17 protein-coding genes and 5 pseudogenes are annotated in these 20,537 nt (G+C 71.2%); 13 read left to right on the forward strand and 9 right to left on the reverse strand.

Features of this window, described 5'->3' with window-relative positions; all coding sequences use genetic code 11:
• Positions 1-283 precede the first annotated feature (283 nt).
• Positions 284-644, reverse strand: a pseudogene (locus tag ACZ5ON_RS05420) (YfcC family protein); the annotation flags it as partial.
• Between the two features lie 83 nt (positions 645-727).
• Between ACZ5ON_RS05420 and ACZ5ON_RS05425 the strand changes: the two are divergent.
• Both ACZ5ON_RS05425 and ACZ5ON_RS05430 read left to right on the forward strand, forming a co-directional pair.
• On the forward strand, positions 728-1,189 hold the full coding sequence (locus tag ACZ5ON_RS05425) for a helix-turn-helix domain-containing protein (protein ID WP_465585823.1): 462 nt from the start codon (positions 728-730) through the stop codon (positions 1,187-1,189).
• A 118-nt stretch (positions 1,190-1,307) separates the two neighbouring features.
• Positions 1,308-1,676, forward strand: coding sequence for a DUF4180 domain-containing protein (locus tag ACZ5ON_RS05430; RefSeq protein WP_465585825.1), 369 nt, complete (start codon positions 1,308-1,310; stop codon positions 1,674-1,676).
• Between the two features lie 103 nt (positions 1,677-1,779).
• Here the strand turns inward: ACZ5ON_RS05430 and ACZ5ON_RS05435 are convergent, their stop codons facing one another.
• Together ACZ5ON_RS05435 and ACZ5ON_RS05440 are read right to left on the reverse strand one after the other, a co-directional pair.
• Positions 1,780-3,423 carry a S53 family peptidase gene (locus tag ACZ5ON_RS05435; protein WP_465585826.1) on the reverse strand — a complete coding sequence of 548 codons (1,644 nt, stop codon included), beginning with the start codon at positions 3,421-3,423 and terminating at the stop codon, positions 1,780-1,782.
• Positions 3,424-3,911: 488 nt separating this feature from the next.
• Complete coding sequence (locus tag ACZ5ON_RS05440; RefSeq protein WP_465585827.1) at positions 3,912-4,805, reverse strand: N-acetylmuramic acid 6-phosphate etherase; 894 nt, start codon at positions 4,803-4,805, stop codon at positions 3,912-3,914.
• 184 nt (positions 4,806-4,989) lie between these two features.
• Between ACZ5ON_RS05440 and ACZ5ON_RS05445 the strand changes: the two genes are divergently transcribed.
• On the forward strand, positions 4,990-6,192 hold the full coding sequence (locus tag ACZ5ON_RS05445) for a M20 metallopeptidase family protein (protein ID WP_465585828.1): 1,203 nt from the start codon (positions 4,990-4,992) through the stop codon (positions 6,190-6,192).
• Positions 6,193-6,246: 54 nt separating this feature from the next.
• Here ACZ5ON_RS05445 and ACZ5ON_RS05450 read toward each other — a convergent pair whose 3' ends face one another.
• Complete coding sequence (locus ACZ5ON_RS05450; protein WP_465585835.1) at positions 6,247-6,690, reverse strand: ASCH domain-containing protein; 444 nt, start codon at positions 6,688-6,690, stop codon at positions 6,247-6,249.
• A 144-nt stretch (positions 6,691-6,834) separates the two neighbouring features.
• On the opposite strand from ACZ5ON_RS05450, the gene ACZ5ON_RS05455 reads away from it, so the two are divergent.
• The 4 genes and pseudogenes from ACZ5ON_RS05455 to ACZ5ON_RS05470 form a co-directional block, all read left to right on the forward strand.
• On the forward strand, positions 6,835-7,032 hold the full coding sequence (locus ACZ5ON_RS05455) for a hypothetical protein (RefSeq protein WP_465585838.1): 198 nt from the start codon (positions 6,835-6,837) through the stop codon (positions 7,030-7,032).
• A 92-nt stretch (positions 7,033-7,124) separates the two neighbouring features.
• Positions 7,125-8,006 (forward strand): NAD(P)-dependent oxidoreductase, encoded by an 882-nt coding sequence (locus ACZ5ON_RS05460; protein WP_465585840.1) that lies wholly within the window; start codon positions 7,125-7,127, stop codon positions 8,004-8,006.
• Between the two features lie 52 nt (positions 8,007-8,058).
• Positions 8,059-9,510, forward strand: a complete 1,452-nt coding sequence (locus ACZ5ON_RS05465; protein WP_465585841.1) for a peptidase C39 family protein — start codon at positions 8,059-8,061, stop codon at positions 9,508-9,510.
• Positions 9,509-10,606 (forward strand): annotated as a pseudogene (locus tag ACZ5ON_RS05470) (ISAzo13-like element transposase-related protein); the annotation flags it as partial. The gene ACZ5ON_RS05465 and the pseudogene ACZ5ON_RS05470, both read left to right, overlap by 2 nt.
• Positions 10,607-10,620: 14 nt before the next feature.
• Here the strand turns inward: ACZ5ON_RS05470 and ACZ5ON_RS05475 are convergent.
• From ACZ5ON_RS05475 to ACZ5ON_RS05490, 4 genes and pseudogenes are all read right to left on the reverse strand, one after another.
• On the reverse strand, positions 10,621-11,385 hold the full coding sequence (locus ACZ5ON_RS05475; protein WP_465585843.1) for a maleylpyruvate isomerase family mycothiol-dependent enzyme: 765 nt from the start codon (positions 11,383-11,385) through the stop codon (positions 10,621-10,623).
• A gap of 62 nt (positions 11,386-11,447) precedes the next feature.
• A pseudogene (locus ACZ5ON_RS05480) lies at positions 11,448-11,600 on the reverse strand (IS5/IS1182 family transposase); the annotation flags it as partial.
• Positions 11,598-11,774: pseudogene (locus tag ACZ5ON_RS05485) on the reverse strand (IS1380 family transposase); the annotation flags it as partial. The pseudogenes ACZ5ON_RS05480 and ACZ5ON_RS05485, both read right to left, overlap by 3 nt.
• A 62-nt stretch (positions 11,775-11,836) precedes the next feature.
• Positions 11,837-12,839, reverse strand: a pseudogene (locus tag ACZ5ON_RS05490) (IS1380 family transposase); the annotation flags it as partial.
• An 879-nt stretch (positions 12,840-13,718) separates the two neighbouring features.
• On the opposite strand from ACZ5ON_RS05490, the gene ACZ5ON_RS05495 reads away from it, so the two are divergent.
• From ACZ5ON_RS05495 to ACZ5ON_RS05520, 6 genes are all read left to right on the forward strand, one after another.
• Positions 13,719-14,927, forward strand: a complete 1,209-nt coding sequence (locus ACZ5ON_RS05495) for a M16 family metallopeptidase (protein ID WP_465585845.1) — start codon at positions 13,719-13,721, stop codon at positions 14,925-14,927.
• Complete coding sequence (locus ACZ5ON_RS05500; RefSeq protein ID WP_465585847.1) at positions 14,924-15,754, forward strand: hypothetical protein; 831 nt, start codon at positions 14,924-14,926, stop codon at positions 15,752-15,754. The genes ACZ5ON_RS05495 and ACZ5ON_RS05500 overlap by 4 nt, the downstream gene beginning before the upstream one ends.
• Position 15,755: 1 nt before the next feature.
• Positions 15,756-16,814: a hypothetical protein gene (locus tag ACZ5ON_RS05505; protein ID WP_465585849.1), complete on the forward strand. Its 1,059-nt coding sequence runs from the start codon at positions 15,756-15,758 to the stop codon at positions 16,812-16,814.
• A 77-nt stretch (positions 16,815-16,891) separates the two neighbouring features.
• Positions 16,892-17,773: an ABC transporter ATP-binding protein gene (locus ACZ5ON_RS05510; protein WP_465585851.1), complete on the forward strand. Its 882-nt coding sequence runs from the start codon at positions 16,892-16,894 to the stop codon at positions 17,771-17,773.
• The gene (locus ACZ5ON_RS05515; protein WP_465585853.1) at positions 17,770-18,537 is read left to right on the forward strand and encodes an ABC transporter permease; all 768 of its coding nucleotides are present in this window, start codon (positions 17,770-17,772) and stop codon (positions 18,535-18,537) included. Before ACZ5ON_RS05510 ends, ACZ5ON_RS05515 begins: the two co-directional genes overlap by 4 nt.
• On the forward strand, positions 18,534-19,343 hold the full coding sequence (locus ACZ5ON_RS05520; RefSeq protein ID WP_465585856.1) for an ABC transporter permease: 810 nt from the start codon (positions 18,534-18,536) through the stop codon (positions 19,341-19,343). The genes ACZ5ON_RS05515 and ACZ5ON_RS05520 overlap by 4 nt, the downstream gene beginning before the upstream one ends.
• 57 nt (positions 19,344-19,400) lie before the next feature.
• Here the strand turns inward: ACZ5ON_RS05520 and ACZ5ON_RS05525 are convergent, their stop codons facing one another.
• Complete coding sequence (locus tag ACZ5ON_RS05525; protein ID WP_465586129.1) at positions 19,401-20,504, reverse strand: hypothetical protein; 1,104 nt, start codon at positions 20,502-20,504, stop codon at positions 19,401-19,403.
• Between the last annotated feature and the right edge of the window lie 33 nt (positions 20,505-20,537).

Below are 20,537 nucleotides of genomic sequence, written 5' to 3' on the forward strand. Positions count from 1 at the left end.
TTTCCGGCGATGTACCTTGCGCACCGCGCTGGGGCGATGAGGTTATCGCATATGCAAGTCCGCTCAGAGTCGGTCCGACTGCGTTTCAGAAAAGTCTCGTAAAGAAATTCCCATGAAATCGTGGCCGCTTGAACCGGGCTCGCCGGGCGCCTCGGGTGACCGGGTCGAGGCGGGACGGCGGCATTCCGGGAAAGCGCCGCAATCGCACGGGTGAAACGGTGTGGAATCGGCTGACGGCCGCGCCGAATCCGACGAAGAGAAAGATCAGTGCGAACAGCAGTGCCAGTAGCGGCCAGACGAATCGCAGGGCGATCCCGCCACCGAGCGAGTTGTCAGCGGCGGGAGGAGGCGACGCCGGTGGCGAAGGGGTTGACGGTCGAGCAGGGCGCACCGATGCCCACCCCGAGGACGATCGTGCCGGTCGCCACCATCCGGTCGTAGCCGAGAGCCAGCATCAGCGGCACGATCGGGCCGTAGAACCCGAGCGCCTCCTCCGTGAAGCCCTCGACCGTGCCGAGCGGGGAGAGGGCCGCCACGATCCCTGCGATCAGCAGCGCACCCCGGCTGCGCAGGGCGTGCGCCAGGCGCTTGATGCCCCGGTCGAGTGCGCCGGTCGCGAAGACCACCGCGATGAACGCCCCGAGCTGTCTGCTTGTCAGCAGAGGACTCCCTCAACTTCCCTGTTGATCCATAAGTGATGTACTTTTAGGGTCAATAGCGGAGCCCGATGCGGGTGGAGCATGGTTGGGAGGGCGTGGTGCGGCAGCTCTACTACTCGGTGGAGCAGGTGGCGGACGTGCTGGGACTGCACGTAAGGACGGTGCGCGGGTATGTGCGGGAGGGGCGCCTTAAGGCGACCCGGGTCGGCCGGCAGTACCGGATCACCCGCGAGGACCTGGAGGCCTTCACCGGTGTGTCCGCCCCCTCGACTGCCCGCCGTACCCGCCACGCCGAGGTGTCCGGCATCGTGCAGATCGACGCGATCAGCGCCGAGGAGACCGTCCGCCTGACCAACACGGTGATCGCCGCCGCGCAGAGCCGGCGCGGCGGGGAGAGCGGTGACCACCTGCGGGTGGAGACCGTCTACGACGAGGAGCGAGCGGTCCTCAAAATCATCGCGCTGGGCGGCCTGGGCACCGTGGCGGACCTGCTGAAGGTCGTCGAGGCGCTGGTCGACGAACCGCGCTGACCGGCGTTCCACGCAGGCTGAGCCGAAGCCGGCACTCCCACCGAGGCGGGAAACCCGATCAAGGACCGGGCGCGACCGCGCCCGGAACTCCTGCCCACGACAGAAGGGACACAACCCCATGGCCGACATGCTCCAGCAGCTCGAAGGCACACCCGTCCTGGTCTGCGCACCGGACGGTGCACCGCTGAGCGGCGAGCACGAGGCGACCGACCTGATCGGCAACGGGGCCTACCGGGGCGCAGCCTGGGTCGCCGTCCCGGTCGAGCGGCTCACGGACGACTTCTTCCGGCTGCGGACCCGCGTCGCGGGCGACATCGTCCAGAAGTTCGCCAACTACCGGCTCGGGCTCGCCGTCATCGGGGACATCTCCCGGCACGTGAGCGTCAGTACCGCGTTGGAGGACTTCGTCCGCGAGAGCAACCGCGGCCGCCAGCTCTGGTTCCTGCCGGACCTGGACGCCCTGCGGACCCGGCTCGCGGACCGCTGACGGCCGGAGACGTCGAACGCGGGCTTCCGGCGCCCGCCGGTGCGTCCGCACCGCGGCGAAGGGGCCGGGCGCCGGCCCGACCCCTTCGCCGCGGTGCGGACGCTCAGCCGAGCTTGGCCTTGAGGAAGCCCGCGCCGTTGTAGGAGCCCCAGCCGGTCACCTTGTCGTAGCCCTTGGCCGCGCTGTAGGCGCCGTTGGAGCCGCTGGTGACGTCGTGGAAGGCGGCGCCGTAGCCGGTCGAGGACGCCAGCGAGTAGATGGTGCTGTTGGCGAAGCCGAATGCGGGCTTCGACTTGGCCTTGGCCTCGCTGTTGTAGACGGCGGTGAACGCCGCCCAGTTGGGAGCGGCCGCGCTGGTGCCGCCGTATGTGTACCAACCGCCCCCGGTGTAGACGGCCCAGCCGCTGGCGGGGTCGGCGACGGCGGCGACGTCGGGCACCGTGCGCTTGGCGCCGGTGTTCACCTTGGTCTGGTAGCTCGGGGTGGCGAAGACCGAGGAGACACCGCCGCCGCTGCCGCTCCAGGCGGTTTCCCGGCTCCAGCCGCCCGAGGAGGTGGTGGAGAGCGTGGTGCCTCCGGTGCCGGTGACGTACGGGTCGGCGGCCGGGAAGTCCACCGAGGTGCCGCCGTTGCCGGCGTCGTCGGAGCCGTTGTCACCCGAGGCGGCGTAGACCGACTGCCCCTGGGCAGCGGCCTCCTTGAAGTCGGTGTCCACCGCGACCCGGTTGGACGCCGTCTCGCCCGCCTCGTAGATGCCCCAACTGATCGAGATGACCGGCACGTTGTCGCTGACCAGCTTGCCGTAGAGGGCGACCTCGCCGGCGTCGCTGTTCGGCGCCTCGTAGACCTTCACGGCGGCGCCGGGCGCCAGCGCGTGGACCACCTCGATGTCCAGCTCGACCTCGCCCTGGCCGGACAGGTCGGTGGTGCCGCCGCCGGCGCTGACCACGGCCGGGGTGGGCGGGGTGAGGCCGTAGTACTTGTCGTAGGCGGTGATGTTCGACTGCTGGAAGGCGGAGAACTCCGCCACCGCGACCGTCTGCCCCTTGCCGGTGTAACCAGCGCTGATCGCGGAGTTGAGGTTGTACGCGGACCGGGCCTTGGCCGGGCTCAGCCCGGACGGGGCATGGCCGGCGGCCTCGGGCGAGAGCTTGCCGGAGCTGAAGTGCCGGTACTTCGCGTAGTCGTCGAGCCCGGAGACGTCGCTCACCGCGGCGGCGATCTCGGCGGGCAGCACGGGCTGCGCGGTGTTGGCGTAGAAGTCGCGGCCGGTTCTGCCGTCGTGGAAGTTCGCCAGCCTGGTGCCGAACGCCTGCTGCACCTGTGCGGCGGTCCCGGTGGCCTCCAGGGTGAGGTGGTTGGCCGTGACCTCGCCGACCGCCAACCCCTGGGACTTCAGGTAGGCGGACACCTCGGCCACCGTCGCCGGGGCCGCGCCGAACCGCTGGGCGAACTGGTTCACCGTCAGATAGTGCTGGTAGCCGGGCGACTCCGGGTCGGCCACCTGGGCCAGGAAGGCGTCCAGGCCCGCCCTGTCACGCTGATTGAGGCTGACGGTCACGGTTATCGTCCGATCCGCCGCGACGTCACCGAGCCGGGTCGAGTGGCTCACCGCCGGTATCACGTTCCCGTTCAGGGCGACCCGCTGGGCCGCGGCGGGCGCCGCGAAGGCCGGCGCGGCGGCGAGTGCGATGATCGGCAGCGGTGCGGCGATCAGGCCGATGAGGGGCTTGAGGCGGGATTTCACGGAGGTCCTCCAGGGACGAAGGGTGCGCTGAGGAGTCCCCGCGGGGATCCGGCGAGGACGGCGCTGAAAGCTGGATGACCTCAACGGTAGGAGCGCAGACGCTCCATCAAAAGAGGTCCGTACCTTGCCAGTTACATGACGCACCGATGTCCCCGGATGTCCCCGTCATGACAGCGCCCGCGCCCGGAGAGGTCCGGCAGGGTGCGCCGAGTTCGCGATGGGGCCGGAGAGGGTTCGCCCGGAACCGGGCCGGGGGTGCCGGTGAAATCCAATGTTCACGACTGGTTGACGCGCCGTCATGGCGCCGACGCTTCACCGCGGCGCCGCCGACACAGGGCGGAGCGGACGGGTGCGAGCAGGGCGGACTGGAGGTCGCGGCAACGCCCGTCGGGGATGCGTCGGACGCCGCGCAGGGTCACCGGCCCGCAGCGGCATCTCGGCCAGGCCTCCTGGGCAGCCGGGTCGCCGCTCCCTTCGGCAGGGGGGAGTCACGAGCGCAGCCGGTCGAGTGCGCTCCGCACCACGCCGTCGGCCGCCGCCAGTGCGGCGCGGGCGGCGGCCGGGGTGGCGCCGGTGAGCAGCTGGACCAGAGCCGGCTTCAACTCGCCGTCCGCGGCCTGCAGCGCGGCACGACAGGTCCCGGCGTCGGCACCGGTGGCCTGGACCAGGATGGTCACCTTCCGGCCGACCAGCTTGGCGTTGGTCGCGGCCACCTCCGTCATCAGGTTCGACCAGGTCCGGCCCAGCCGGACCATCACCGCAGTGGAGAAGCTGTGCAGCACCAGCTTCTGCGCACTGCCGGCCTTCATCCGGGTAGAGCCGGTCACCACCTCGGGGCCGGTGTCGGTGCACACGTGCAGGTCGGCGAGGTCGGCGAGCGGCGCCCGCGGATCGCAGCTCACCAGCACGGCCGTCGCCCCGGCCGCCCGGGCGGCCGCCAGCGCGCCCGCCACGTACGGAGTCCGGCCGCTCGCCGCGAGCCCAATGACCACGTCGATCGGCTTCAGCCCGGCCACCGCCCGCCGCCCGTCCGCCTCGCTGTCCTCGGCGCCCTCCACGGCCCGGGCCAGCGCACCCGGTCCGCCCGCGAGATGGGCGGTGATGCGGCCGGGTTCGAGCCCGTAGGTCGGGGCGAGCTCGACGGCGTCCAGTACGGCGTAGCGGCCCGAGGAACCGGCGCCCACGTAGTGCACCCGGCCCCCGCCGCGCAGCGCCGCCACCGCCGCGTCCACGACCTGGGCCAGCACCGGCAGGGCACGCGCGACGGCGGCCGGTACCACCGCGTCGGCCGCGTTGACGGCGCGCAGCAGATCGAGGGTGGACAGCAGGTCGATCCCGGTGGTGGCCGGGTTGCGGCGCTCGGTCGGCGGCAGGGCGGTCACGGGGCCTCCAGGAGCGGACGGCGTTCGACTGCTCCGCACGATACTTCCTGACGCCTCGCCGGGTCACCGACCCGCGGGCGGCACCGGGTGCGCAAGGTGCGCCCCGGACCGTGCACAGGTGTTGCAACTTGCCGACGGCGGGCTTGAGATGGGTGGAGGCACCGACGAGAGGCGGAGGACGACCATGTCGACGGTCGAGCGGGCACGGGAACTCCAGGGCGAACTGGCCGAGCTGCGCCGGGCACTGCACCGCGAACCCGAACTCGGGCTGCACCTGCCGCGCACCCAGGAGAAGGTGCTGGCCGCACTGGACGGGCTGCCGTTGGAGATCAGCACCGGACGTTCGCTCAGCTCCGTCACGGCCGTCCTGCGCGGCACCGGCGCCCCGGGCGGGGCGGTACTGCTGCGCGGCGACATGGACGCGCTGCCGGTTCAGGAGACCACCGGTCTGGACTACGCCTCCCGGATCGACGGACGGATGCACGCCTGCGGACACGACCTGCACACCGCCGGACTGGTGGGTGCGGCAAGGCTGCTGTGCGACCGGCGGGAGCAGCTCAACGGCGACGTGGTGTTCATGTTCCAGCCGGGGGAGGAGGGCTTCAACGGCGCCGGCATGATGATCGACGAGGGCGTCCTGGACGCGGCGGGGAAGAAGCCCGACGCCGCGTTCGCGATCCATGTGACGGCGAGCCAGATTCCGTGCGGCGCGGTCTACGCCCGGCCGGGCGCCATGATGAGCGCCTGCGACGAGCTGCGGGTGACCGTCCGCGGCCGGGGCGGCCACGGGTCCTCGCCGCACCGCGCCAAGGATCCGGTACCGGCGGTCTGCGAGATGGTCACCGCCCTGCAGACCCACGTGACCCGCACCTTCGACGTCTTCGACCCGGTGGTCGTCACGGTCGGCCGGCTGAGCGCGGGGAGCAAGAGCAACATCATCCCGGAGAGCGCGGCCTTCGACGCCACCGTCCGCAGCTACTCGGCCCAGAACCGGGAACTGCTGCGCACCGGACTGCCCGCCCTGGTCGAGGGCATCGCACGGGCCCACGGCCTGGAGGCCGAGGTGGAGTACGAGGTGCTCTTCCCGGTGACCGTCAACTCCCCGGACGAGACCGGCTTCGCCCTGGACACCGCGCGCGAACTCCTCGGCCCGGACGCGGTCCTGCCCGCGCCCAACCCGATCAACGGCTCGGAGGACTTCTCCCTGGTCCTGGAGCAGGTACCCGGCGCCATGCTCTTCCTCGGCGCGGTCCTCCCGGACCGCGACCCGCGGACCGCCCCGACGAACCACGCGCCGTCCGCCGCCTTCGACGACGCCGTCCTCTCCCGGCAGGCGGCCCTGCTGGCCGACCTGGCCACCCGCCGCCTGGCGGCCACCGCGCGCTGAACGGTACGGCAGGCGCGGGGCGCGGCAGGTGATGCGCCGACCGGGGCGAATCGATCAGAGTACGCGGACCAGCCGGAAGCGCTCCAGGACCACCAGGCTCGCGTCGTCCACGGTGAAGGCCGGATCGTCCAGCGCCGCCCTGTGCTCCGCGCCGTGCCAGTACTCCTCGTGGTCCGCCCGCCACCGGGCGACCGTGCTGTGGCCCTCTCCCTCGTCCACGGCGTGCGCCAGGTCCACCTCGGCCAGCGGGACCACGCGCACCTCCGTCACCTCGATCACGGCCACCGGACGGTCGGCGGAGTCGACCACCGTGAAGCGCTCGCCGACCCGTGGCAGGGGCTCGTCCTCGTGCTCGTACGCGGCCCGCAGGCCGGTGGTGGAGGTCTTCGAACCGTCCAGGACCGCGTCGACCAGCCGGTCGCGGAGCGGTCCAGGGAAGGCGAAGTAGGCCCTGGGCAGTGCGGCGACGTCCAGGGCGGGGAGATGATCGCTCGTCATACCGGCCACGCTAGCCGCCGGAGCGGTGCCGGCCCGAACCGTTTTCCGCGTGACCCGTGCCGGCGACCGGAGCGCCGCCCGCGCACATCTGTACCCGGCAGGCCCTCCGCGTGACCCCGGCGCGGCCGGCTCGTTGGAGAGGGCATGAAGAAGCGCAGCATGCTCGCCGTCGCGTCCCTCGCCGTCGGGGTGGTCGCCTCGCTCACGGCACCCAGTGCCCACGCGGGCCAAGCCGACGCCGGCACCTCCGGCAGCCGCGGTACCGGTGTCAGCTCACCCGACAACGTCCCGCTTCCGGACCAGCCCGCGCAGGGCGAGGCCGAGGACGCCGCCGGTCAGTGACCGGTCGGACGGTTTCTCCAAACATTTGACGTACAGTCAATCCTTACCGTGCCGGACCGGTGCGGATGACGATGACGGCGAGGAGAGAGACCATGGCCGCGCTCACGGTGGGCTTTGTCGGACTCGGTTCGATGGGGCGCGGAATGGCTGCCAACCTGGTCCGGTCGGGCTTCTCCGTGCAGGTCTGGAACCGCTCGCCCGGGCCGGTGAAGGCCCTGGTCGAGCAGGGTGCGCGGCCCGCCGCCGACCTGGCCGGGATCTTCGGCAACGACATCGTCGTCTCGATGCTCGCGGACGACCGGGCGGTCGAGTCCAACCTCCACGATCCCGGCCTGCTCGAGGACGCCCGGGCGCGGCTGCACATCAACATGGCCACCATCTCGCTCCCGCTGGCCCGCCGCGCCGCCGAACTGCACGCCGAGCACGAGATCGGCTACCTCGCCGCGCCCGTCCTGGGCCGCGCCGAGGTGGCCGAGGCCGGCAAGCTCAACATCCTGACGGCAGGCCCGGACGAGTTGCTGGAGCTGGCCGAGCCGCTGTTCGCCGCGATGGGGCAGCGCACCTGGCGCCTGGGCAGCGAGCCGCACCAGGCCAACGCCGCCAAGATCAGCGCCAACTTCCTGCTCGCCTGCGCCATCGAGTCACTGGCCGAGGCCACCAGCCTGGCCGAGGCCAGCGGCGTCAGGCCGACCGACCTGGTGGAGCTGCTCACCAACACCCTCTTCCCCGGCCCGGCCTACACCGGCTACGGCTCGATGATCAGCGAACGGCGTTACGAGCCCGCAGGGTTCCGCCTCGTCCTCGGCATGAAGGACGTCAACCTCGCCCTGGAGGCGGGCGGCGAGCAGCACGTTCCGCTGCCCTTCGGCGGAGTGCTGCGCGACGCCTTCCTGGACGCGGTCGCCCACGGCGACGCGGACCGCGACTGGTCGGCCGTGGCCGAGGTCGCCCGCCGCCGGGCCGGCCTGGACTGAGCCGCCGCCGGGCACGGTCGAGCGGCGGCCCCGCGCCCGGCTCCGTACTCCAATGCCGCCACGGGAGCCCTGGGAGGCCGGCACTGTGAACGATTCCACGTCACGGCGGACGATGCTTACGGCCGCACTCGCTGCAGCGGCCGGCAGCGTCGCGCCACCGCTCCACTCCGCATCCGCGTCGACGTCTGCGCCGACGTCTGCGCCGAGGTCTGTGTCCGTGTCTGCGTCCGGCAGGACGGTGTCCGGCCCGATCCCCGCTTCCGACGGACCGGGCTCCCCGGTGGAGTACCACGCCTGGACCACCGCCGCCGACTGGCGCCAGGGCGACGACCACGGCACCGGCCCGGCCGAGGGTGACCGTCCGGGCATCACCATCACCACCCCGGTGGGCACCACCGACTACCCGGACCCGCACACCGGCACCACCTCCACCTGGGAGTACGCCACCTGGACCGGCCCGGTACGGGAGTTGACCACCCCCGCCACCGAGCTGGTCTCCTCCTGGAACGCCCACACACCCGTCGGCACCTGGATCGCCGTCGAACTGCGCGGCAGCTACAGCGACGGCGAGACCACCCCCTGGTACACCATGGGACGCTGGGCCGCCTCCGACCAGGACATCCGCCGGACCTCGGTGGATCACCAGCAGGACGGCAGAAGCCGCATCTCCACCGACACGTTCGCCATTTCCGACCCGGCCGGCGGCCTGCGCCTGGCCTCGTACACGCTGCGGCTGACCTTGTACCGCCGGCCCGGTACCGAACTCGCCCCCACCGTATGGCGGTTGGGCGCGATGACCTCGGACCTGCCCGGTCGCTTCGAGGTGCCGGCCTCGGTGCCGGGACCGGGTCGTGAACTGGCCGTCCCGCGCTACTCGCAGGAGATCCACAAAGGCCAGTACCCGCAGTACGACAACGGGGGAGAGGCCTGGTGCAGCCCCACCTCCTCCCAGATGGTCATCGAGTACTGGGGCCGCCGTCCCGCCCCCACCGACCTGGCCTGGATCGACCCGGCCTACGCCGACCCCCAGGTCTGCCAGGCCGCCCGCGGGACCTACGACCACCAGTACCGGGGCTGCGGCAACTGGCCCTTCAACGCCGCCTACGCCGCCACCTACCCGGACCTCCAGGCCGTGATCACCCGCCTCACTTCCCTGACCGACCTCGAACGCCTGATCCACGCGGGCATCCCGGTCATCACCTCCCAGTCCTTCCTCAAGTCCGAACTCGACGGCGCCGGTTACGGCACCGAAGGCCACCTGATGGCCGTGGTCGGCTTCACCCCCGCCGGCGACGTGATCGCCAACGACCCCGCCTCACCCGGCGATGACCAGGTCCGCCGCGTCTACCCGCGCCGCCAGTTCGAGAACAACTGGCTGCGCACCAAGCGCTACGACACAAACGGGCAGGTCAGAGCCGGTTCGGGCGGCGTGTGTTACGTCTACTGGCCCGTCAAGTCAGCACCAAGGCAGCACCAGGCGCTGAGGGACGTGGGCATCAGCTGACGAGGGCTTCAGCCTGCAGGGCAACGCCAAGACCATCGAGGGCGCCCAACATCCGGACCGCGACGCCCAGTTCCACTACATCAACGAGCAGGCCAAACAGCACATCGACGCGGGGGATCCGGTGGTCAGCGTGGATGCCAAAAAGAAGGAACTGGTCGGCGAGTACAAGAACGCCGGGCGCGACTGGCGGCCTGAGGGTGAACCGGTGAAGGTCAAGACACACGACTTCCTGGACCGGCAGGGGCCGGGCAAGGCGATCCCGTACGGAATCTACGACATCGCCGCGAACACCGGCTGGGTCAATGTCGGCACCGACCACGACACCGCCGCGTTCGCGGTCGCCTCGGGCACGTCGAAGTGGAACCGGATCGAGCACCGGCTCTTCTCCCACATCAGCATGAACTGGCGCGGCAGGCCGTTGACCAGCCACGACGTCATCGTGAACAGCATCGCCGCGACCACCACCCGCACCGGACTACGGGTCGAAGCCGCCCTGGACACCAGCACCTACGACACCGGCGTGAAGGTCACCGACGCCCAGATCGACGCCCTGCCCATGAACCGACACCGGTTCCACGGCGATTGGAACTACACACTTCACCCCGCCCACGCACAGCCGACGCTCCGGGCAGCCGACCCCGCCGCACCCACAGACACCGGCCCTGCCGGGGCCTCAGCCCATCCCGGCCCCGCCTCGCTCCGCGACCCGGAACTGACAGGCATGACGACCGCACAACTGGACCACCTGACCCGCACGCTGATCCCCACCCTCGAGGACAGGCGCGAGAATCTCCGGCGCCAGCAGCGCGGCGGCAACCGACTCCGAGCCCGGGGCGCCGGCGCCAAGGACAAGCTCAGCCCGGCCGATCGGATCTTGGCCGCCATCCTCCACCAGCGGAAGATCGGCACCCAAGAGCTCCTCGGCCAGCTCTTCAGCGTGAACCGGAGCACCATCACGAACGCAGTCACCGAGGTCCGCCCGCTCCTGGAACAACACGGACACACCATCCCCGCATCAACTGCGCGCTTCCGCACCCCCGCTGACGTGACCGCGTTCCTCGCGCCCGCCCACCAGAAGATCAAATCACCGTGTTGATTCTCTGCGAGCCCTTAGTCCCAGTCCTGCAGCTGCTGGAGCAGGTCGGCGTCGCCCTCCATCCGCAGCAAGCCGGCCGGGATGCGCATGTACATGAGCAGGGCCATCTCGCTCGCCGTGCCGTAGATGGCGGCGGTGGGCTTGCTCTCGGCGGCCTCCGCCGCGGTGAGACGGGTGAAGCGGGAACCGGCGGCGTCCACCGTCTGGCGCCAGGAGCCAGCCTCGGCTGCGTGGTAGTCCATGGTGGCGGGCTCGCCCGGCCACGGGACCGTGACGGTGCAGACGGTGGCGAGGAACTCCTCGATGGCGTCGACCGCCTCGGTCGTCGGCAGCTCCTGCGGGGTACCGGAGGCCAGCTGGGCGTCGTAGGTGTGGATCAGCGACTCCGGGACGCGGCGGCGGGCCACGGCGGCCACCGTGTGCGGCGAGGCCAGCGGCTCCCACCAGGCCCAGCAGCCCCGGTCCGGGCCGGCCTCGCGCAGAGCAGTAAGCAGCTGCTCCGTCGAGTCGGCCAGCCAGGTTATGAGGGCCTCGCGCTCCCTGGGCGCCGCCAGCCCGTCCTTGCTCGGCCGCTCGTCGCCCGGCGCGGTGTTCAGCACGATGTAGGCCCAGAAGCGGTCCCCCTCACTGAGGTGGTTCGCCAGGTCGTACAGCGTCCAGCCCGGGCAGGACGGGACGTCGGCGTCGAGGCTGGGGGCCGCGGCGACGGCGGCGCGGAACGCGGCGGACCGCTCGTCAATCATCCGCAGCAGGGTGGGGAAGTAGAGATGCTCAGTCACGCAGACCTTGTATCACCCGGACCGGGACTCTCGCACTCGATTAAGACCGACCGGCAAATGGATCACTTGAGGCGTCGGGTAGTGGAGCGGCCGTCCCAGCGGCAGTGGCTCGTCGAGCGTCGGAGGAGCATGCGGAGCGTGACGAGAGTGGCGGCGAGGTAGAGGTAGAAGTCCACGACCTCGCCGCTCCTCTCGGTGCAGCGACGGAGTTTTCCGTCGGCGTCGGTGAAGCGCAACTGCGCGCCGGGATGCGGCCGTTCCTTGCGGACGATCAACCGCATCCCATTCGGCCAGCCGGTGAGGACGTCGCCGGCGAGCTCGGCGACCCAGGCGCCGTCGCGGATCTCGCCGTCCGGCTCGACGGCTGGGGTCCAGGCCGTCTCGGGGATCTGGAGCACGGCGGCGGCCCCGAGGGTCCTTGGTCGTTGGTGGGCAGCGCCAGGGTGCCGGTTCAGGTGACGGGTCGAGGTAGGGCCTGGAGCCGGGTGAAGGCGGCCGCGAGGTCGTGGCGCCAGGGCCAGGTGGCGGCGATCCGCAGGTGCAGTCGGCGGGCGCCGTGGGTGATGCGGGCGGCGGCGTGCAGCAGCCGGTAGCGGAGCTTCTTCGGCTCAGCGGTGGCCAACTCGCCGTCCAACAGGAGGGTTTGCATCCAGGCGAGGAGGTCGATGGCGGCCAGGGAGAGTTCCAGCCAGGCGGTGTTGATCGGGAAGTGGCGGGAGGGGAAGCGGCCGAATCCGGTGGTTTTGCCGCAGCGGATGCGGTCCTCGATGCGGGCGCGCGCGGTGGCGGACCTCCAGTAGTTGCAGGGAGCCTTGGCCGTAGGGGGTGTCGGTGAGGAAGACCTGGTGGCGCATGCCCTCGTCCAGGTCGAACAGGGACAGTTGGGCGCCGGGGTGGGGTCGCTCGCGGCGGACGATGTTCCGGGTGCCCTCGGGCAGCCCGGGCGGGTTGACCATGCCGGTCAGTTCGGCGACCTGGGCGCCTTCACGAATGGAGCCGTCCTGCTCGAGGGCCGGGTGCCAGACCTGGTCGGGCAGGTGGCGGATCGCCCGGTGAACCGGCTCGGTGATGGACCATCCGACCGAGAAGCGGGTGTGGATCCCACGCGAGCGCAAGGCGCGTATGTGGGTCAGGAAGGTCTTGGCGGATCCGGCGCTGTCGGCGCGGACGAGGATCTCGGTGCCGTGCCGGTGGGCGTCGGGGATCTGGGCGAGCGCGGCATCGAGCACGCTGACGTGGTCAGCGGCGGTGTTGGCCGAGGCGTTTCCCGGCCGCAGCACACCGGCCAGGGCCTCACCGGTGTTGTCGAGGAAGCACAGCAGCGGGTGGTAGCCGAAGCCGTGCTTGTAGGTCGGCGCGGTGTTCTCCTTCTCGGAATGGCAGGTGACGAGGGTGGCGTCGATGTCCAAGACCAGGCCAGGCGGTTCGCGTCCGCCGCCATGGGCAGCGGGTATGCCGTCGCGGTGTCGCGGCCCTCCGCGGTGCGGACGGCGGCGTGCAGGGTGGGGCCGTTCCTTGCGGTTCAGCGCCGCGGCCCGCGAGGTCGGCGATCGCGCCGAGGCCAGTGGCGGGCGAGGCGGAGGTAGCTGCGGCGGCCGGTGATGAACCGAGCCCAAGCCTCTGACCTGCAAGCTTGCGTCTTTGTGCGTCAGTTAATAGGAGCCGTTCTCGCATTTCGAGAACAACTGGCTACGCACGCGACGCTACGACGCGAACGGGCAGGTCACGGGGGATCGGGAGGCATCTGCTACGTCTACTGGCCCGTCAAGTCAGCACCAAGTCAGCACCAGGCACTGCGGGAGGTCGGGATCAGCTGACGAGGTGTCGGCCGACGGCCGTCTCGACGACCCGGCGGCAGCGGTCGCCGCCGTCCCGGGTCAGGACGGCAAGGGCAGGCGCAAGCCCCGGGCGGTGCACGATGCGGGCAAGATCCTGCGGGATGTCGCACCGGCGGGCGCGCTGGGCGGCGACTGGCCGGCCGATGTGGCGCCCCTGACCGTCCCCGTACTCGTCGCCGCCGTCCTCACGCGTTGTCCATTCACTGGGAAACGGACAACGCCTTGTTTGGCGCCTGTGCGGCAGGCGAGGATTTCGGCATGAGGAAGGTCGCGCCTGGAACCCAGGAGGGACCGGTCTCCTCTCCGCCGATTCTCGGAAGGGGGTGTAGACATGCGCAACCACAAGGTGGGCCTCCGCCCGCGCCTGGACAAGGTGAAGCCCGGCCGCTGAGCCGGGCCGGTACCAGTGAAATGCCGCCGCGACGACCTGCCGCGGCGGCATTCTCCGCGCTGCCTCAATATCCCTGCCGCCCCATTCCCTGCACAAGGAACCTGATGACACTTGCTGATCGGATATCGGTCGTCACCGCAGTCGACGACCGCCTGAAGACAACGAGCATCTGCCTCGGGGTGGGATACGGCGCGCGCCACGACCCGCCGGGCAGCGGTGGCCTCGCCCACGTGCTGGAGCACGTGCTGATGTCGGCGCCCGTCTCCGGCGCCGGGCCTCTCGTGCAGTACATCGAGCGCCTGGGCGGCAGCGCCAACGCGGAGACCGGGCTGGAGCAGATGCTCTTCTACGCCCAGGTCGACGCGGAGGATGCGGACCGGGTCGTGGACCTTCTGCTGCGTGCCGTCCTCGACCCCGCACTGGACGCCGCGACGCTCGAAACCGAAAGGGCGGCCGTCCTCCAGGAGCTCACGGCCGCGGCAGCGGATCCGATGGACACCGTCCAGGACGCCTTTCTCGCCGCGATCTTCCCCGGCCACCCGCTGGGGCGGCCGGTGGGTGGTACGGCCCCCGAGATCACCGCGCTGGACCTCGAAGGCGTGGTACGCGGACACCGGGACGCCTTTCTCACCAGCCCGATGGCCCTCGCCGTGGTGGGTCCCCGGACACCCGGCGGGCTCCGGGCCACCGAGGCCGCCTCGTACGCCGCCCGGCCATCGCGCCCCCTGCTCCCGCTCGGCCAGGCCGGGGCCGCCGGAGGCGAAGCCGGGGCCGCTGAACCCGCCTGGCCCGACGAGTTCGCCTGGGTCGCCGTGGGCGGCCGGTCCGCCGGGCTCGCCGACGGCGATCGGCACCGTTACGCGGTTCTGGCGAACCTGCTGGGTGGTTACGCCTCGTCGGTGCTCTACCGCGAACTCCGAGTGGCCGCCGGCCTCGCGTACTCTTTCCAAGCCTGGGACCGCGGCTATGCGGAGGCCGGGGCCTGGCGTGTGCTCATCGGCGTGGACAGCGGAAACGGGCCTGCCGCAGTCCGCATCCTGACGCGGGAGCTCGACGTACTGGCGACGGAGGGTCCCGGCGACACGGACCTCGACGCGGCTCGCCGGCATGCCCGGATGAGCCTGCTGCGCGACACCGAGGCTCCCTCGGAGCACGCGCGGCTGCTCGCGTCACGAGCGCTCTCGCACAGGGGTGCCTGGGATCTGGACACCGAACTACGGGAGATCGCCGCTGTCACGCGCGACGACATCCGGCGGGCGGCCGCATCGCTCCGAAACGGCCTCGTAACCGTGGTACGTCCGGAGGCGGGGTGAACGCCGTCACGGCCGTCTCACGCCGCTACGTCGTCGCCGCCGCCGAGGCGGGTCTGCTGCACCGCCTGCACGGTCACCCTTTCGTGGCGGGGGGAACCCACGACCCGCTGGTCGACGAGCGCCAACTCCTCATCGAGTTCTGCGCGGAGGAACTCCTCTCGGACGTGTCCTGGCTGGAGGAGACGCTGGAGCTCGTCGGTGCGTCAGCCCCCGGCGCGACGGCGGTCACCGTGCGCGCCCCGGCGCACATCAGGCTCAGCGACCCGTGGCAGCCGCACCTGACCTACCTGAGGTACTCGGGACAGCCCGCGGGCGACGGGCACGCGTCGTCACCGTTCGTCATCCGTCCGGCCGACGCCGAGGCGGACACCCCGGCCCTCTCGCGCTGGCTGGCCAGGGCACTCGCCGAGGGCGGCGCCGACCAAGGGGTCACGGCCGGGGCCGAGACGGTGGACGCCCTCGCGCGCGAGCTCCTCGACACCCCCGACCGCTTCTCCTACCTCGCCTGCCGCGCAGGACGCGCGGTCGGCCACGCCACCCTGCTGTGCGCGGCCCACGATCCGGTGACCGAGCGCGACTACGTGGAGCTGGTCGACGTCCTCGTCGACGAGGCGGACGATATGCGCCGCATCGCCACCGACGCGCTGACGTCTGCCGCGATCGACCACGCTCACCGAGCGGCGCTCCCACTGATCGGCCACGTCGTCCACCCCGCCCCGCAACTCGCACCGGGGCAGGGCGAGAGGGTCGTGGCCTCTCTCGTCGCTCGCGGCTGGGTGGTCGACCACGTCTTCTGGCGGCGTCACCTCGGCAAGGACGGTGTGTGACATGGACCTCACGATGTTGTACGACGTTCTGGACGTGCCGCAGGAGCAGGGGCCGGGACGGCTGCTCGTTGCCGCGCGCAAGGCGCACTACACCCTCCCCTACCTTGTCCTCTCCGCGCTGGAGCGGGACGGCCAACCGATGAGTGAGGCGGCCCGCGGGGAACTGGCCCGGGCTCGGCGACGGGCCCGTCACTACGAGGACGTGCTCGCCCGGATCGCCCCCCAGGTACCGGTACAGGTCGTCAAGGGGCCGCTGCTGGCCCGGCACTACCCTGAAGGCCTGCTCCGCCCGCAGGGCGACCTGGACCTGGTGACCGAGGGCGAGCCGGACCTGTGGAAGGCTGTCCGCCTGCTCATGACGGATCCGCCGCTGTACGTGGGCGTCTCCGTGCTGGGCGCGCCCACCCGCCACGTGGTGGTGACACTGACGTGGCAGCCCGAGGACACGCTGCTCGACCCCGAACTCCGGGTCGAGGTCGCCACGGCCGCCCTGACGGGCGACGACGCCGCCGTCCCCATCCGGCCGCGTATGCCCGCCGACCCGTTGGCCGCCAACCTGCTGGCCCTGGCCGAGGAACGCTTCCAACGTCCCTTCCACGCGCGGGACGCCATCGACGTCCACCTGCTCGGGAAGGCGGAGATCCCCTCCCCGGCCCGTCTGCTCTCGGCGGCGGCCGCCTATCATCTGGCCCCCGAGCTCGGGGAGTTGCTGGAATACGCCGCAGAGCGCGCCCCGCTGGGGCACCTGTCAGGCCTCGGCGCGGCCCTGGAACCGGAGGTACGGGCGGAGCGGGCGCGTCGTGCCGCCCACCCGGTGCCCCAGGCCCGGGCCGCCGACACCCGCGGGGTCCTCGCCGGTGGCGGGCCTCTGTACGGCATGCCGCTGCGGCGTGCCGACCGGGGTACGCACTGGGATCGCGTGCGCGTCCACTGCTTCCGGGACGACGCCCTGCTGCTCACTCCAGTTGGCGACTACCTCCTGGTGCCCGGCGAGCGCGTCGGGCGGGAGCAGTACGACGCCGCGCTGCGGGAGCTCGACCTGCTGGAGGGGACGGCGTGACGGCCGTGGTGACCCGCGCCTTGACACGGCGCTACGAGGGCGGCAGGAAGCGGGGCTCCGGGAGCGATGTCCATGCCTTGCGCGAGGTCGATCTGACGGTCGAACGCGGCGAGGTCTACGGCTTGCTGGGGCCGAACGGCGCCGGCAAGACGACCCTGTGCCGGATCCTCTCGACCATTCTGCTTCCCACCTCGGGAACCGCCCACGTCATGGGCCATGACGTGGTCCAGGACGCTGATCGGGTCAAGAGGTCCATCGGCATCGTCTTCGGTGGAGACCGGGGGCTGTACGGACGGCTGACGGCCGGGGAGAACCTGCGCTTCTGGGCGGCGCTGTACGGCCTGCACGGCGACGGCCTACGGCGGCGCTGCGACGAGCTGCTGGAGCGGATGGGACTCCGGGACCGGACCGGCGACCGGGTGGACACGCTGTCCCGTGGCATGAAACAGCGGCTGCATCTCGCCCGGGGGCTGGTCGCCGATCCGCCGCTGCTCATTCTCGACGAGCCCACGGCCGGCATGGACCCGGTGGCCGCCCTGGACTTCCGGATGCTGGTCGAAGGGCTCCGGGCGGACGGGCGGACCATCGTGCTCACCACCCACGACATGGCCGAGGCAGCGGCCGTCTGCGACCGGGTGTCCCTCGTCGACCGCGGCCGGATCGTCGCCTCCGGGGCACCGACGGAGATCGGCGCTCTGGTCTCCCGCTACGAGCAGGTGGACGCCGTCGCCGTCCCCGCGGACGTCGCGGCAGCCCTGGTGGACGTTCCCGGCGTCGTGTCGGTCCGTCCCGCCGCACAGGACCGGATCCGGATCGAGACTGAGCACTCGTCGGCCACCCGCGCCGTGCTGCGGCGGCTGGTGGATGCGGATGTGACGGGCATCACCACCGGCCGGCCCACGCTGGAGGAAGTCTACCTGCACGTCATCGGCGACCGGGGCATGGCGGTGGGGAAATGAGGCTGTTCCTCACCGCCGCGCGCTTCCAGCTCCGGTTGGCGTGGCGGTCGCCCGACACCGTCCAGGTGTGCGTGACCGCTCCGCTGCTGACCGTGGTATTCCTGGCGATCAGCGACAGCGCCGGCCGGGCGGACCTCTCGCCGTACGCGGTGGTGGCGCCGACCCTGATGTCGCTGTGGCTCCTGGCGCTCTACACTGCGGGTGAACTCATCAACGAGGAAAGGGCGCTGGGGACCCTGGAGGGACTGGTGGCCGCACCGGTCAGGCTCGGTGTCATCGTGATGGGGCGGATGTGCGCGGTCAGCGCGGTCGGTGCGGTGTCCTTCGCGGAGGCGTGGCTCACCGCAGGGCTGGTCTTCAACCGCTGGGTGGAGCTCTCTCATCCGGTCCTCACCGCCGCCTGTGTACTGGTGACCGGCTGGGCGACGGCCGGCACCGCGAGCATCCTCTCCTCCCTGTTCGTTCTGATGCCCTCCGCGCGCATCGTCCAGAACACGCTCAGCTATCCGTTCTACCTGCTAGGGGGCGTTCTGGTGCCCGTCTCGGTGCTGCCTGCCTGGCTGCGGCCGGAGTCACGGGCGGTGTTCCTGTCCTGGTCCTCCGACCTGTTGCGCGACAGCCTGGCCCTTTCCCCCGTCCCGTACGCCCTGCCCAGGCTGGTGACGATCTTCGCCCTCGGCTCGGCCGGGTTCGGACTGGGCCTGGTGCTGCTGCAACGGGTCCTCGACAGGGTGCGCCGAACCGGCACACTCTCCCAGACGTGAGGTCGGCCTTGCAGGTGCAGTCCGTACAGATCATCAAGCACAGCGCGGTGAACGCCTTCACCGACATGCGTGCCACCTACACCTGGAAGACCTGGACCTTCGGCTGGCTCGGCCGGATGCTCGCGCAAGTCACGTTCTTCGTGATGCTGGGACGGCTGGTCGCAGGTCCGGAGCGCGCCACGTACCTGGCCGTGGGGAACGCCCTGATGACCTGCGCGATCGAGTCGTTGACCGTGGTGGCGTCCTCCACCAGGGAACGCTCGGCGGGCACGCTCGCGCTCCTCGCAGCGGCACCGGCGAAACCGACCTGGGTGTTCCTCGGCCGGAGCGTCCAGTGGCCGGTCAGCGGGGCGGGGACCTCTCTGGTGGCGCTCTTCGTGCTCGGCCCCGCATTCGGCCTGCGCTGGACTCCCGCGAAGGTCCCGGTGGCCGTCTGCCTGGTACTGCTCACGGCGGCCACCACCTACTTCGTCGGGCTCTTCCTGGCCGCGCTCGTACTCAACGCGGGCGGCATGCGCAATGTCGTGTCCAACGTCGGCTACCTGCTGATGATGGCGGTGTGCGGGGTCCAGGTGCCGGTTGGCTACTGGCCCGCGTGGGTGGGCTGGACCGCCCAGGCCGTTCCGCTCACCCATCTGTTGGGAGCCCTGCGCTCCCTCCTCGACGGCAGGGGCCTCGCCACGGTCTCTGCGGAGGCGGCCGGAGGGCTGCTGGTGGGGCTGCTCTGGCTCGGCGCGGCCCACCTGGCGTTCGAGTCCCTGCTGAGGCGGGGCAAACGGGCCGGCACGATCGACTTCGCGCCCTGAGCGCCCGAAGCCGTCCGGGGTTACCCGGAGTACCCAGAGTGACGGGAGCGCCTTGCCCTACGGACGATGCGCCATGCTGAGCACACCCGCCCCGACGTTCCTGGGGTCCTGTGCCGCAGCCAGTTCCCTTGCGTAGGTGCCGAGCAGGGTGTTGCAGCGGTACCGGCCTGGACCCGTCGACTCCAGAAGATTGTTCTGGTGCAGGAGTTCCGTCAGCCGCACGGCAGCGGGTTCCGGGACGCGCAGTACGCCCGCCGCATCCCGCACGGAGATGCTGTCGGTGGTGTGGGTGCCGATCAGTCGGAAGGCACGTGCCGGGTCCTCCTCAAGCTGCCGGTACGACCAGGAGAACGCGGTACGCACCGATGCGGCCGGGTCGTCCGCACAGCTCAGGAGGTTCAACCGGGTTTCCTGGCACGCCAGTGCCCCGACCAGTTCGTCCGGATGCCCGTGGCGGCCGACCGTGAGGCGCTCGGCGGCGATGCGCAGGGCCAGCGGCAGGTGGCCGCACCGGCTCGAGAGTTCGAGGACCGTCTCGGGGTGTACGCCTCGGAGTGCCGGACCGGCTGCCCTGTTCAGGAGCGCGGACGACTCCTCGGAGGAGAACGGCCGCAGGGAGAGCCGGGAGGCGCCGTCCCTGGCCACCAGGCCAGGCAGCCGATTGCGGCTGGTGAGGAGCACCACACAGCCGGGGGTGCCCGGAAGCAGCGCACGCACCTGATCAGCGGTCGCCGCGTTGTCCAGGACGACGAGCATCCTGCGTCCGGAGAGCAGGGTCCGGTACATCGCGGCTCGCTCCCGCAGATCAGCCGGGACCGATCCGCTCTCCACCCCCAGAGCGTGCAGACTGGCACTCAGCACATCGGCCGGGCGGGCCGGAGTGCCGGCAGGGCCGTACGCACCCAGGTCATGGAAGAGAACGCCGTCCGGGAACAGGGCGGCGTTCTGGTGCGCCCACCTCAGCGCGAGAGCCGTCTTCCCCACGCTGGGCATCCCCTCGATCAGAACCAGGGGCAGCACTGTCCGGCGTGACTGGTCCGACTGCGCCACGACCCCGTCCAACTCGGCCAACTCCTCGCGGCGTCCGGTGAAATGGGCCGTGTCCGAAGGAAGCTGGAAGGGCGGCTGGAACTTCGTGCGCGGATTGCGTGCGGTTCTCATGGCCTGGTGGACGGAGAACAGCTCACCACATGC

Source organism: Kitasatospora sp. NPDC032150, assembly GCF_055579945.1.